The following is a 13,164-nucleotide window of genomic DNA, read 5'->3' as shown; positions in this document are numbered from 1 at the left end:
TGGACTCATTCCCACTCGATGGTGCCCGGCGGCTTGGACGTCACGTCCAGTACCACCCGGTTGACCTCCGCCACCTCGTTGGTGATGCGCGTGGAGATCCGCTCCAGGACGTCGTAGGGCAGGCGCGTCCAGTCCGCGGTCATCGCGTCCTCGGACGACACCGGCCGCAGCACCACCGGGTGCCCGTAGGTCCGGCCGTCGCCCTGGACGCCGACGCTGCGGACGTCCGCGAGCAGCACCACCGGGCACTGCCAGATGCTGCGGTCCAGCCCGGCCGCCGTCAGCTCCTCGCGCGCGATCAGGTCGGCCGCGCGCAGGGTGTCCAGGCGCTCCTGGTCGACCGCGCCGATGATGCGGATGCCCAGGCCGGGGCCGGGGAACGGCTGGCGCTGGACGATCGTCTCGGGCAGGCCCAGCTCCGTGCCGACCTTGCGGACCTCGTCCTTGAACAGCAGCCGCAGCGGCTCGACCAGCTCGAACTCGAGGTCGTCCGGCAGGCCGCCGACGTTGTGGTGGCTCTTGATGTTGGCCGCGCCCTCGCCGCCGCCGGACTCGACGACGTCCGGGTAGAGCGTGCCCTGGACCAGGAACTTGTAGTCGCCCTGGGCCTTGAGGTCGCGTTCGGCCTGCTCGAAGACGCGGATGAACTCGCGGCCGATGATCTTGCGCTTCTGCTCCGGGTCGGTGACGCCGGCGAGCGCGCCGAGGAAGCGCTCGCGCGCGTCCACGGTCACCAGGTTGACGCCGGTGGCGGAGACGAAGTCCTGCTCGACCTGGGTGCGCTCGCCCGCCCGCAGCAGGCCGTGGTCGACGAACACGCACGTGAGCCGGTCGCCGATGGCGCGCTGGACCAGCGCGGCCGCGACGGCGGAGTCGACGCCGCCGGAGAGGCCGCAGATCGCCCGGCCGTCGCCGATCTGGTCGCTGATCCGCTGGACCTGGTCCTCGACGATCGACGACGTCGTCCACTGCGGCTCGATGCCGGCGATGTCGCGCAGGAACCGGCGCAGCACCTCCTGGCCATGCGGCGAGTGCGCGACCTCCGGGTGGTACTGGACGCCCGCGAAGCGACGCTTGACGTCTTCGAAGCCGGCGACCTCGGCACCGTCGGAGGAGGCCGTGACGACCGAGCCCTCCGGGGCCTTCGTGACGCTGTCGTTGTGGCTCATCCACGCGGGCTGGTGCGCGGGCAGGCCGGCGTGCAGGACGCCGCCGTCGCCGGTCACGCGGACCTCGGTGCGGCCGAACTCGCGGACGCCGGTCGGCTCGACGACGCCGCCGAGCGCGCTGGCGAGCAGCTGGTGGCCGTAGCAGATGCCGAAGATCGGGACGCCCGCTTCGGTGAGCTTCGGGTCCATGCCCGGGGCGCCTTCGGCGTACACGCTCGAGGGGCCGCCGGAAAGGATGATGGCCGCGGGGTTCTTCGCGAGGATCTCTTCGGTGGACGCGCTGTGCGGCACGACCTCCGAGTAGATCTGCGCCTCGCGGACGCGCCGGGCGATCAGCTGCGCGTACTGCGCCCCGAAGTCCACGACGAGAACCGGACCGGTGGGGTTGGGCACCTGACGACCTCCTGGCGAGAAGCGGGAATCGAGGTCCATCGTCCCAGGTGGGCTGGGTCACCCGGGATTCAGGGCCGCCCCTGTCCGCGATCGGGCCTACGGTCCGCGTATGGCTGTGAACTGGACCAAGGAACTGACCGACCAGCTCGACTTCCACTGGAACGTGCACACGCGCCCGAAGCTCGAGGGGCTCACCGACGAGGAGTACCTCTGGGAGCCGGTCGCGGCCTGCTGGACCGTGCGGCCGCGCAAGTCGGACGACGAGCCCGGCACCGGCCCGTTCACCATCGACTTCGCCTTCCCCGAACCGGCTCCGCCGCCGGTCACGACGATCGCGTGGCGGCTCAACCACGTCCTGGTCGGCGTCCTGGGCATGCGGACGGCGTCGCACTTCGGCGGCCCGGCGATGACCTACGACGACTACCCGTACCCGGGGACGGCCGCGGAAGCGATGGCGGCGCTGGACGAGTACTACGCCCGGTGGGTCGAAGGGGTGAAGTCACTCGACGAGGAGGCCCTGGCGCGCCCGTGCGGACCGGCCGAAGGGCCGTACGCCCAGTACCCGATGGCGACGCTGGTGCTGCACATCCACCGCGAAATGATCCACCACTGCGCCGAAGTCCTCCTGCTGCGCGACCTGTACCGCAGCCGGTGAGCTGTAACGGGGAGTCACCGTCGGCCCGATTCACGGGTATCGAGAACGGCTTCCGAGGGGGACCTGCGCATGCTCTACCGACTCCGCCCGAAAGGCGTGCTGACCTGGTGTGACGTGCCCGGCTACGTGGTCTGCCGCGCCGACGACCAGCCCCCGCCCGACTGGGAGCGGCTGTCGTGGGTGCCCGCAGAGACGCGCGAGTTCAGCGCCGACCTCCTGCGGATCGCCGTCCGGTACGGCGCGCGCTCGGGCAGCGGAATCATCCTCGACGCCCGGCACACCGAGGACCTGGGCCGGGCGGACGAGCTGCGCTGCGACCGGATCGCCGCCGCGCTGGCCCGGGCGGACCGGTGCGAGAGCGCGGACGAGGACCTGGAGTGGACCCGCGCCGAGGCCGCGGCCCGCCAGGCCGAAGCGGACCTCGCCGAGCTCCTGGCGGTGCCGCCGCAGCCGCACCTGGTCGCGCACTGGTGCCAGCTCGGCGGCCACTACCCCGACTGACGGACCGCCTCGTGAGTGTTCAGAAGGGTTCTAACCCTCCTGAACACCCACGACCGGGCGGCGGGGCAGGAGCAGGAAGCCGAGGGCCAGGCCGAGCAGGGCCGGGACGCCGTGGTTGTCGTGCGCGACCGTGTCCACCACGGCCAGCACCGGCACCGCGAACGCCATGACCCGGAACTGGATCGGCAGCACCACGCCGTAGCGGCGCGAAGCCGTCATCACCACCGCCGCCAGGCCGCCGATCAGGCCCGCCACGCACATCGAGTTGCCCGCCCCGACCGGGTTGAGCCACACGTAGCTCGTGAACTGGCCGAAGAGGCCGCAGCCGAAGTACAGCAGCAGCCAGCGGGCGCGGCCGAACACGCGCTCGGCGAGCGTGCCGAACACCACCAGCCAGAGCAGGTTCGAGACCAGGCCGAACGCCCGCGCGTCCTGGAAGAACATGCCCGTCACCAGGCGGTACCACTCGCCCGCGTCGATGCGGGCCGCGTCGCGGACGACGTGGTCGTAGAGCCCGCGCGCCGCCAGCTGCGCGATCCCGCACGCCAGCGTCACCGCGAACACCGCCGCCGTCAGGTACGGACGGCGGGTGGACCCGGTGAGGGCCGCGAACGGGTTGCGGGATGCGGCGCGCGTGCTCATGGACGAAAATCTAGGCGCGTCCCCGCCGCCACACCCCCGACGTTTGTCACGTTCAGCCCAGGGAAGGCACCACCATGCGAGCGACAGTCATCTACGGCGCCGGCGACGTCCGGGTCGAGACCGTGCCGGACCCGGAGCTGGCCGAGCCCACCGACGTCATCCTGCGGGTCGTGCGGTCCTGCATCTGCGGCAGCGACCTCTGGCCCTACGCCGACATGCCGCCGCGCGAGCACGGGCGCCGGATCGGCCACGAGTTCCTCGGCGTCGTCGAAGAGACCGGCGCCGACGTCACCACCCTCAAGAAGGGCGACCTCGCCGTCGCGCCGTTCGTCTGGTCCGACAACACCTGCGAGTTCTGCCGCGAAGGCCTGCAGACGTCCTGCCTGCACGGCGGCGGCTGGGGCGCGAAGGGCGTCGACGGCGGCCAGGGTGAGGCCGTGCGCGTACCGCAGGCCGACGGCACCCTGGTCAAGCTGCCGCACACCGAGGACGACGACCTGCTCGCGTCCCTGCTGACGCTGTCGGACGTCTTCTCCACCGGCCACCACGCCGCTGTGAAAGCGCGCGTGCGCGAAGGCCAGACCGTCACCGTGATCGGCGACGGCGCGGTCGGGCTCTCCGCCGTCCTCGCGGCGAAGCGCCTGGGCGCCGACCGGATCGTCCTGATGGGACGGCACCAGGCCCGCACCGACCTCGGCCGCGAGTTCGGCGCGACCGACGTCGTCGCCGAGCGCGGGGACGAAGGCATCGAGAAGGTGCGCGAACTGACGAACGGCCAGGGCACGCACGCCGTGCTCGAGTGCGTCGGCACGAAGGGCGCGTTCGAGATGGGCGTCGGCGTCGTGCGCGCGGGCGGCGCGGTCAGCCGCGTCGGGCTGCCGCAGTACGAAGACGCGCCCGCCGGCGTCGGGGTGTTCCGCCGCAACGTCACCATCACTGGCGGCGTCGCGCCCGCCCGGCACTACATCCCCGAGCTGCTGCCGGACGTCCTCGAGGGCAGGTACCAGCCGGGTCGCGTCTTCGACCGGACCATCGACGTCGAGGGCGTGCCGGACGGCTACCGCGCGATGGCGGACCGCGAAGCGCTGAAGGTGCTCATCAAGCCGTGACCCGTCCGGGTGGGGGTCCCACGCCCGGCCCGCCACCCGGATTACGTTGGTGCGCATGGACATGATCACCCCCGAGCCGCGCCCCGCCTGGATCGCCGGCCGCCCCGAGGCGGGCGCCACCACCCTCGTCGTGCACCACCCGTACGACGGCAGCGAGGTCGCCACGGTCGCCGTGCCCGGGCCGGAACAGGTCGAGCGCGCGGTCGCGGCCGCGGCGTCGGTCGCGCGCGAGTTCCGCGGTACGCCCGCGCACGTCCGCGCGGGCGCGCTGGACCACGTCTCCCGGGTGCTCGCCGCGCGTGCCGAGGAGATCGCCGAGGTGATCACGGCCGAGAACGGCAAGCCGCTCAAGTGGGCCGAGGCCGAGGTCACCCGCGCGGTTTCGGTGTTCCGCATCGCCGCCGAGGAGGCCCGCCGGTTCACCGGCGACGTCCAGCGCCTCGACACCGACCCCGCGGGCGAGGCGCGGCTGGCGCTGACCCGCCGCGTCCCGCGCGGGCCAGTGCTCGGCATCGCGCCGTTCAACTTCCCGCTGAACCTGGTGGCGCACAAGGTCGCGCCGTCGCTGGCGATCGGCGCGCCGATCATCGTCAAGCCCGCGCCGCGGACCCCGTTGTCGGCGCTGGTCCTCGGCGAGATCCTGGCCGAGACGGACCTGCCGGAAGGCGCGTTTTCGGTGCTGCCGCTGGGGAACGAGGAGACCAAGGCACTCGTCGCCGACCCGCGGCTGCCCGTCGTGTCGTTCACCGGCTCGGGCCCGGTCGGCTGGTCGCTGAAGGACGCGGCGCCGCGCAAGCACGTCGTGCTCGAACTCGGCGGCAACGCGGCGGCCGTCGTGCTGCGCGACTGGCCCGACCCCGAAGGCGCCGCGCACCGCATCGCCACCTTCGGCAACTACCAGGCCGGCCAGTCCTGCATCGCGGTGCAGCGGGTGATCGTGGACGCCGCCGTGGCCGAGGAGTTCGTGCCCGCCCTGCTGGAAGCCGTCGAGGCGCAGCGCACCGGCGACCCGTACGACCGCAACACCGACGTCGGCCCGGTCGTCGACGAAGCCGCCGCGGAACGGATCGTCGCGTGGGTGGGCGAAGCCGTCGAGGCGGGCGCGAAGGTGCTGACCGGCGGCACCCGCGACGGCGCGACCGTCGCCCCGACGCTGCTCACCGAGGTCCCGCCGGACACCAAGGCGTGGAACGAAGAGATCTTCGGCCCGGTCCTCGCGGTGTCCGTTGTGGACGGTGTGGACGCCGCGTTCCGGTCGGTCAACGACTCCGCGTACGGCCTGCAGGCCGGCGTCTTCACCACGGATGTCCAGCTGGCGTTCCACGCGTCGGCCGAGCTCGAGGTCGGCGGCGTGATCATCGGCGACGTGCCGTCCTACCGCGCGGACCAGATGCCGTACGGCGGCGTGAAGGGCTCCGGAGTCGGCCGCGAAGGCGTGCTCGCGGCCATGCACGACCTGACCGAGGAACGCGTGACGGTCTTCACCGGCATCGACCTCTAAGCCTGAACGCTCTGCCCGAACCGGAAGACGTTGTCGGGGTCGTACTTCTTGGCGACGTCCTGCAGCCGCTTGGCGTTGTCGCCGTAGTAGGCGGTCTTCCAGTCGGGCAGAGCCGGGTCGATGTAGTTGACGTACCCGCCGCCGGCACCGGCCGCGGCGAGCCCGGCGGCGACCTCCCCGACCGACTGCGTGACCTTCTGCTGGGTCTTCGCCGTCGCGGGCGCGTAGATCTGGACGCTGGCCAGCGCGTCGCGGTGCCAGAACGCCGTCGCGTCCTTCGCCGGTTCGCCCACCTTGCCGCCGAGGCCGTCGATGAGCAGGTCGGTGCCGGTGCGGCCGTCGGCGAGCGCGACGACCTTCGCGGCGTCCACCGGGCTCGTGACGATCCGAGACGACGCCACGAACGACTGCCGGTTCGAGCTGCCGGAAAAGTAGTTCATGGCGCCGAGGTAGTCGAGGCTCTTCACGGTGCGCTGGGTCGGCCGCGCGCCGGCGTTGGTGGTCAGGTTGGTGAGCAGCGTGTTCAGCCCGGCCGCCCCGCCGACGTAGCAGCCGCCGACGCGGCACTGGACCGGCGAACCGCCCGAAAGCACGCAGTTCGCCCAGAGCTCCGGCGGCATCGCGGCGATCCACTGCTGCCACGCGTTCAGCACGTCGGCCGCGGACCCGGCCGGGAAGTGCAGCGAGAAGACCGTCAAGTCCGGCGCCGGGTCGGTGTCGAAGGTGAACTCGGTGACGATGCCGAAGTTGCCGCCGCCCCCGCCGCGCAGCCCCCAGAACAGGTCGGGCTCGGTGTCGGCGGAGGCCTTGACCAGCCGGCCGTCGGCCACGACGACCTGCGCCGAACTCAGGCGGTCGCAGGTCAGGCCGTACTTGCGGGAGAGCACGCCGATGCCGCCGCCGAGGGTCAGCCCGGCGATCCCGACCGTCGGGCAGGACCCGGCGGGCAGCGCGCGCCCGGCGCGGCCCAGCGCGGCGTAGACGTCCTTGAGCTTCGCGCCCGCGCCGATGACGGCCTGGCTGCCCTGGACCTCGACCTTGTCCAGCCCGGCGACGTCGACGACCAGCCCGCCGTCGGGCACCGAGTAGCCGGCGTAGCTGTGGCCGCCGCTGCGCGCGGCGATGGACGCGCGCCCGGCCACGGCCTGGACGCTCGCCTGGACGTCCTGGGCGGTCGACGCCGTCACGACCGCGACCGGGTTCTTGTTGTCGAAGAGCTGGTTGAACGCGCGCTTGGCGGTGTCGTAGCCGTCGGCGCCCGGGCGCAGCAGGTTCCCGGTCAGCTTGCCGCGCAGGTCGTCCCAGTTCGGCGGCCCGGTGGGCAGCCGCGAGCTGGGCGGCGCGGAGGTCGTGGGCACCGGCGCGCTCGAAGCGACGGGCGACGGCGAGCCGCCCGGCCCGCACGCGGCGGCGACGGCACCGGCGGCCGACACCCCCGCCACCCGGAGGAACGTCCTTCTGTCCACACGGTGGTGGACGCGCGGCCGTCCGGCGGGTTGCGCCTGGTCGTGCTCACTGTCCACAGCGGACTCCTCGGGGCCGGGACGCCCAGTCTAGGTCGGCGGCACGGCGGCCCGCACCACGGCGGCGCCGGGCGGTGGCGGTCAGGACCAGGCGGGGATCCGCGGCACGGCGCCGTCGAGCGCCGACCCGTCGGAGCGCCCGCTGAGCCAGGCCAGCAGCTGCCCGCCGGTCCCGGTGACGGTCGCGCCGGGAGTGGCACCCATGGTCCATTCGAAGCCGTCGGCGACCAGGCGCAACGCGGGCAGGTGCGCGCTGCGGGAGCTGATGGCGTGCTGCACGACGTCTTCGGTGAGCGGGCCGAGCAGCCCGAGCACGCGATCGAGGTCGTACCCACGGTCGAGGTCGGCGAGGTGGATGGTCAGCTCGGACAACCGCATCCGCGCGACGACGGCCCCGGTGACCGGCGCCCCCTGCCGGTTGCGGGCCTCACGCGCCCAGGCGTCGTCCGGCATGCCCGCGGCGTACTGCTCGAACCGCCCGGCGGAGGCGACGAAGTCGGCCAGGATCTCGGCGGCGGAGTGCTGGGAACTGGCCTCGATGTCGGCTTCCCGGGCTTCGACGCTGGCGTACATCGGCGTCTCGACCCCGGTGTCCGCCCAGCTCAGCAGGTTCTTGAGGCCGTCGGCGTTGCGGGCGAGGTGGGCGAGCACGTGCGCCCGCGACCAGCCGGGCAGCGCACTGGGTGCGCGCAGCTCGGGCTCGCCGAGGCCACCGATGGCCCGGGCCCATTCGTCGTCGAGTGTGCGCACTCCTTCGAGGAGCGCGTGCGCCTTCTCCGATGCCGTCGTCACGGCCCCGAGTCTAGGAGGCAAACCGATCGGTGACGCCGCCGAATGCGATACTGCGGCGGTGCGGAGCCGGCCCCGCACCTGGTGTGCAGAACAGGCTGATCACCACCAGAAGCCTGTGTGTGCTGCTGCACTTCCTGCAGCGCGTCCCGCTCGGGGCGATGTCTTCCTCCGCTTGCGCGTCGAGGATCTTCGGGCGCCACGTGGCTTTCGAAGGCCCCAGCGGATCGCGCCGAGGCGCTTCCGAGGTCGACCCGAAGGACTGTAGCCGTTCAACGCGAGCCACTTCCGAGCGATGCCATGTCCTGTGGCGTGAACAAGATCTGCTGCCTGAGCTGCAGGTTTCGCCTGACGGTGGATGCCATCGGGTCACCCAGCCCGAACAGCTGCCGGTGTTCTCGGTCACGGGCAGGTTGTAGGCACGATCAGCTAACTCCGCCGCAGGGCCGCCGGGGCGTCCGCGGGCACCGCCGGGTTCTTCGGGGCCACCGGCTCCAGCCGGGCGTAAGCCGCGTCCTGCGGGGGCCGGGCGTCCGCCTCGCCCTTGTTCGGCCAGAACGAGAACGCCCGCTCCGCCTGCGCCGTGATCGTCAGGGACGGGTTCACGCCGAGGTTGGCCGTGATCGCCGCGCCGTCGACCACCGACAGGCCCGGGTAGCCGAAGACCCGGTGGTACGGGTCGATGACGCCCTCGTCGGGGGTCGCGCCGATCGGGACGCCACCGATGAAGTGGGCCGTCAGGGGGATGTCGAAGATCTCGCCCCACGTGCCGCCCGCGATGCCGCCGATGTGGCCCGCCGTGCGCTCGTTGGCCTCGTGGCCGGCCGGGATGAAGCTCGGGTTCGGCTCGCCGTGGCCCTGCTTCGACGTGTACTTGCGGCGGCCGAACAGCCCGCGGCGCGTGTACGTCGTGATCGAGTTGTCCAGGCTCTGCATCACCAGCAGGATCACCGTGCGCTCGGACCAGCGGTAGCCGTTGAGCAGCTTCGCCGTCTGGAACGGGTGCTTGACCATGAAGCTCACGGCCTGCCGCCAGCGCGGCACCGGCGAAGCGCCGTCCGTGGCGATCGTCTGCAGCAGGCTCATCGCGTTGCTGCCCTTGCCGTAGCGGACCGGCTCGATGTGGGTGTTTTCGTCCGGGTGGATCGACGACGTGATCGCGACCCCGCGGCTGAAGTTCCGGCTCTCGTCGACGTCGGTCCGGGCGGCGCCGATGATGGCCTCGGAGTTCGTCCGGGTCAGCTCGCCGAGCCGGCGCGAGAGCTTCGGCAGCGTGCCGGTGTCCTTCATCTTGTGCAGCAGGTTCTGCGTGCCCCAGGTACCCGCCGCGAAGACGACCTTCTCGGCCGTGATCGTCGTCCGGAACCGCTTCGACGTCGTCCCGGTCTTCTTCAGGTCGACCTCGTAGCCGCCCTCGACCGGGCGCACGGACGTCACTGTCGTCAGCGGGATGACCTGCGCGCCGTCCTGCTCGGCGAGGTACAGGTAGTTCTTGACCAGCGTGTTCTTCGCCCCGACGCGGCAGCCGGTCATGCACGAGCCGCACTCGGTGCAGCCGACGCGCTCGGGTCCGGCGCCGCCGAAGTACGGGTCCTTGGCGCGCTCCCCCGGCTTGCCGAAGTACACCCCGACCGGCGTCGGGTGGAACGAATCGCCGACGCCCATGTCCTTGGCGACGTCGCGCATCACGACGTCCGACGGCGTGATCGTCGGGTTCGTGACGACGCCCAGCATCCGGCTCGCCTGGTCGTAGTGCGGCGCGAGCTCGGCCTCCCAGTCGGTGATGTGGGACCACTGCCGGTCGCGGTAGAACGGCTTGAGCGGCCGGTACAGCGTGTTCGCGTAGACGAGCGACCCGCCCCCGACGCCGGCGCCCGCGAGCACCATGACGTCGTTGAGCATGTGGATGCGCTGGATCCCGTAGCAGCCGACCTGCGGCGCCCAGAGGTAGCGCTTGAGGTCCCACGACGTCTTGGCGAACTCGTCGTCGGCGAACCTCCGCCCGGCCTCGACGACGGCTACCCGGTAGCCCTTCTCGGTGAGCCGCAGCGCCGCGACGCTGCCGCCGAACCCCGACCCCACCACGACGACGTCGTAGTCGGGGCCACCCGCACTGGTGGTGGTGTTACTGGCAGTCACACCTGGGAGCGTAACCCGGGGTCCCAGTTCTGACCAGAGGTAAGTTACTCGCCAGTCACTCTTCTGGACGCTTACATGAGCGCCGCGGGTGGGTACTTATCAGAGTGCTCGATGTCCACGTCGGCGATTCACCGCCGAGCGGGACACGATCCCAGGAGGCACCACGATGAGCCCACGAAAGCTCACCGGTTGGCGCAAGTCGAGCCACAGCCACTTCGAGGAGAACGCCTGCGTCGAGGTGGGCACCGGCCCGGGTGTGGTCGGTGTGCGGGACACCAAGCAGGCGGCAATGGCCGCCCGCCCGGTGCTCGTGTACTCGGCGAGAGCGTTCACCGCGTTCCTCGACCACCTCACCGACGGACGGTGAGGCCGGCTCCTTGAAGTCCGCGTAGCAACCAGGAGAGACGACCACGCCGCCCCGAGGTGGGTGGCGTGGTCGAACGCGGCCTCGAGCGGGTCAGGTGCGTGCGTTCCCGAGGACCATCGCCGTGACCTGACGCGCGGCCTCGCACGGATCGCTCTTACCGATGTTCTTCTCCGACTGGTTGACGCTGATGTCGATGGCCTGCGTGTCACTCGTCCCGACCGCGACCGTGCACTCCCCCTCGGCCCGCCGGTCCCCGATGCCGTCGTAAGCGGCCAGCGGGTAGCCGTCGACGGGCTCGAGCGGCTCCACGAAGGGATAAGTCTTGCCCTTCGCGGCATACACCCTGGTCAGACCGCGCTTGTCCAGCTTGCCGAAAATGATGCCGACACCGGCCCGGCCGGGCGCCTCCCAGTTGCACACCGGCCCCACGTCGGCATCCGGTTCAGGCTTCGTCTCCACCTCCGCGCCGAGCAGCCCGGCAACCTGGGCCGGCGTCAACGCATCGCACGGCGCCTGCTCGAGCCTCGTGAGGTCGATGGGGGTCGTCACCTTCGGCACCCCTGGCCCGGGTACCTCGTCCACCGACGGAGACGAAACAGCCGGCAGCGACGAAACCGGAACCGGGGTCCCTCCGTTGGTGGTGCCACAAGCCCCCAGGACCAGCGACGCGAAGCTCAGCGGAACGATCATGCGGCGCATCACAGACTGCCCTTGGACTCGTTGACCTCGGTCCGGTGCGCGTCCTCGGCAGCGGCGTACTCACCCAACGCTGCACGGAACTTGGCCGCCATCGCCCGGCAGTGCTTCTCGCGCGCGGCCAATGTCTCCAGCAACGCTTCGCCGGACGCTCGCACCCGCTCGGCGTTGCCTTGGCTGGCGTACTCCAGCCCCGGTCCCTGCGCAGCGGCGAGGTAGTTCGCCTTCCTGCGGTCTTCCCTGAACTCGTCGGCCATGTCGTCCCAGTCCTTGGCCAGCTCCCTCAGCGTCGCCGCGTCGTAAGCAAACCCGGAACTCCCGCCGGCCGGCTCGCCGTACGAGCCCGCTGCTGGAACACCGTTCGGCCCCGGCATCGACCACGTCCGGCTCGGGTCGTATGCGGGCGTTTGTGCATCGGGCACCATCGCCGTCGCCCTCCCCTGGCTACGCTCTGCGCCACCGCAGACACTCTGCGCTGTCCGACGCGACGAACACTAGCAAGGTTCCCGCCCGCATCACCCTCAGCGACGGACGGTGAGGCCCACCCGCTGGAATTCCTTCAGGTCCGAGTAGCCCGTCTTCGCCATCGCCCGGCGCAGCGCCCCGAACAGGTTCACCACGCCCTCCGCGTCGGACGACGGGCCGAACAGCAGGGTCTTCAGGTCGACCGCGTAATCCGGCCCCGCCGCCACACGCGAACGCGGCAGGGACGGGTGCGCGGCCGCCGCCGTCCAGTACAGGCCCTGCCCGGGTGCGTCCGAAGCCGCGGCCAGCGGTGAGCCCAGCATCACGGCGTCCGCGCCGCACGCGATGGCCTTCGCGATGTCGCCTGACGTCGTCATGCCGCCGTCGGCCAGGACATGGACGTAGCGGCCGCCCGTCTCGTCGAGGTAGTCGCGGCGGGCGGCCGCCGCGTCGATGATCGCCGTGGCCATCGGGACGCCGATGCCGAGGACGCGGTCGGTGCTGGTGACGCCCGGGGTGTAGCCGTGGCCGACGATGACGCCGGCCGCGCCCGTGCGCATCAGGTGCATCGCCGTGCGGTAGTCGCTGACGCCGCCCGCGATCACCGGGACGTCGAGGCGGCCGATGAACTCCTTGAGGTTCAGCGGCTCCGCGTCGCGCTGGACGTGCTCGGCCGAGATGATCGTGCCCTGCACGACCAGGATCTCGACGCCCGCCGCAATGAGGTCCGGGGTCAGCTCGGCGGCGTGCTGCGGGCTGACGCGCGCGGCCACCGTGACGCCGGATTCGCGGACCGTCTTGATGGCCTCGCTCAGCAGGTCGAGCCGGACCGGGGCGGCGTGCAGCTCCTGCAGCACGCGGCCGACCGCGGTCGGGTCCTCGAGGTCCTCGGCCGCGCGGACCAGCTGGAAGATGGCTTCCTCGACGTTCGCGTGCCGCGCCCAGAGGCCCTCGGCGTTCAGCACGCCGAGGCCGCCCAGCTCGCCGACGGCGACCGCGGTGCCGGGCGAGACGATCGCGTCCGTCGGGTGCGTGACGAGCGGCAGGTCGAAGCGGTAGGCGTCGATCTGCCAGGAGGTGGACACCACCGAAGACGACCGGGTCCGCCGTGACGGCACGATCTCGACGTCGTCGAGGTCATACGCCCGCCGCGCGGTGCGGCCCATCCCGATCTCGACCAGGTCCCGCACGTGAAGCCTCCTCCGACGACGACAA

13 protein-coding genes are annotated in these 13,164 nt (G+C 71.7%); 5 read left to right on the top strand and 8 right to left on the bottom strand.

Going from position 1 to position 13,164, the window contains the following annotated elements:
• Window positions 1-5: 5 nt before the first annotated feature.
• A complete protein-coding gene (gene guaA / locus ACLJQM_RS03005; RefSeq protein WP_247014956.1) occupies window positions 6-1,562 on the bottom strand; it encodes a glutamine-hydrolyzing GMP synthase in 1,557 nt (518 codons plus the stop codon).
• Between the two features lie 109 nt (window positions 1,563-1,671).
• Between guaA and ACLJQM_RS03000 the strand changes: the two genes are divergently transcribed.
• Window positions 1,672-2,217: a DinB family protein gene (locus ACLJQM_RS03000; RefSeq protein ID WP_410630083.1), complete on the top strand. Its 546-nt coding sequence runs from the start codon at window positions 1,672-1,674 to the stop codon at window positions 2,215-2,217.
• Between the two features lie 69 nt (window positions 2,218-2,286).
• Window positions 2,287-2,718 (top strand): hypothetical protein, encoded by a 432-nt coding sequence (locus tag ACLJQM_RS02995; RefSeq protein WP_410630082.1) that lies wholly within the window; start codon window positions 2,287-2,289, stop codon window positions 2,716-2,718.
• 30 nt (window positions 2,719-2,748) lie between these two features.
• Here ACLJQM_RS02995 and ACLJQM_RS02990 read toward each other — a convergent pair whose 3' ends face one another.
• Window positions 2,749-3,360, bottom strand: coding sequence for a rhomboid family intramembrane serine protease (locus ACLJQM_RS02990; protein WP_410630081.1), 612 nt, complete (start codon window positions 3,358-3,360; stop codon window positions 2,749-2,751).
• Window positions 3,361-3,434: 74 nt separating this feature from the next.
• Here ACLJQM_RS02990 and ACLJQM_RS02985 point away from each other — a divergent pair, with 74 nt between their 5' ends.
• Complete coding sequence (locus ACLJQM_RS02985) at window positions 3,435-4,469, top strand: zinc-dependent alcohol dehydrogenase family protein (RefSeq protein WP_410630080.1); 1,035 nt, start codon at window positions 3,435-3,437, stop codon at window positions 4,467-4,469.
• A 55-nt stretch (window positions 4,470-4,524) separates the two neighbouring features.
• Window positions 4,525-5,970, top strand: a complete 1,446-nt coding sequence (locus tag ACLJQM_RS02980) for an aldehyde dehydrogenase family protein (protein ID WP_360768343.1) — start codon at window positions 4,525-4,527, stop codon at window positions 5,968-5,970.
• On the opposite strand, the gene ACLJQM_RS02975 is transcribed toward ACLJQM_RS02980, so the two are convergent.
• The 3 genes from ACLJQM_RS02975 to ACLJQM_RS02965 all read right to left on the bottom strand — a co-directional run bounded on the left by ACLJQM_RS02975 (window position 5,967) and on the right by ACLJQM_RS02965 (window position 10,421).
• Window positions 5,967-7,493: an FAD-dependent oxidoreductase gene (locus ACLJQM_RS02975; protein WP_360768340.1), complete on the bottom strand. Its 1,527-nt coding sequence runs from the start codon at window positions 7,491-7,493 to the stop codon at window positions 5,967-5,969. The genes ACLJQM_RS02980 and ACLJQM_RS02975 overlap by 4 nt on opposite strands.
• Before the next feature lie 81 nt (window positions 7,494-7,574).
• On the bottom strand, window positions 7,575-8,285 hold the full coding sequence (locus tag ACLJQM_RS02970) for a maleylpyruvate isomerase family mycothiol-dependent enzyme (RefSeq protein WP_410630079.1): 711 nt from the start codon (window positions 8,283-8,285) through the stop codon (window positions 7,575-7,577).
• 426 nt (window positions 8,286-8,711) lie between these two features.
• A complete protein-coding gene (locus tag ACLJQM_RS02965) occupies window positions 8,712-10,421 on the bottom strand; it encodes a GMC family oxidoreductase (protein WP_360768335.1) in 1,710 nt (569 codons plus the stop codon).
• Window positions 10,422-10,587: 166 nt separating this feature from the next.
• Here ACLJQM_RS02965 and ACLJQM_RS02960 point away from each other — a divergent pair, with 166 nt between their 5' ends.
• Window positions 10,588-10,788, top strand: a complete 201-nt coding sequence (locus ACLJQM_RS02960; protein ID WP_247014975.1) for a DUF397 domain-containing protein — start codon at window positions 10,588-10,590, stop codon at window positions 10,786-10,788.
• 90 nt (window positions 10,789-10,878) lie between these two features.
• Here the strand turns inward: ACLJQM_RS02960 and ACLJQM_RS02955 are convergent, their stop codons facing one another.
• From ACLJQM_RS02955 to ACLJQM_RS02945, 3 genes are all read right to left on the bottom strand, one after another.
• On the bottom strand, window positions 10,879-11,478 hold the full coding sequence (locus ACLJQM_RS02955) for a DUF3558 domain-containing protein (RefSeq protein ID WP_410630078.1): 600 nt from the start codon (window positions 11,476-11,478) through the stop codon (window positions 10,879-10,881).
• Window positions 11,479-11,486: 8 nt separating this feature from the next.
• The gene (locus ACLJQM_RS02950; RefSeq protein ID WP_410630077.1) at window positions 11,487-11,909 is read right to left on the bottom strand and encodes a hypothetical protein; all 423 of its coding nucleotides are present in this window, start codon (window positions 11,907-11,909) and stop codon (window positions 11,487-11,489) included.
• 96 nt (window positions 11,910-12,005) lie between these two features.
• A complete protein-coding gene (locus ACLJQM_RS02945) occupies window positions 12,006-13,139 on the bottom strand; it encodes a GuaB3 family IMP dehydrogenase-related protein (protein ID WP_247014977.1) in 1,134 nt (377 codons plus the stop codon).
• Between the last annotated feature and the right edge of the window lie 25 nt (window positions 13,140-13,164).

Origin of the sequence: Amycolatopsis sp. cmx-4-83, from assembly GCF_046548815.1 — a bacterium.
GTDB lineage: Bacteria > Actinomycetota > Actinomycetes > Mycobacteriales > Pseudonocardiaceae > Amycolatopsis > Amycolatopsis pretoriensis_A.
This window is presented reverse-complemented; position numbering and strand designations above follow the sequence as displayed.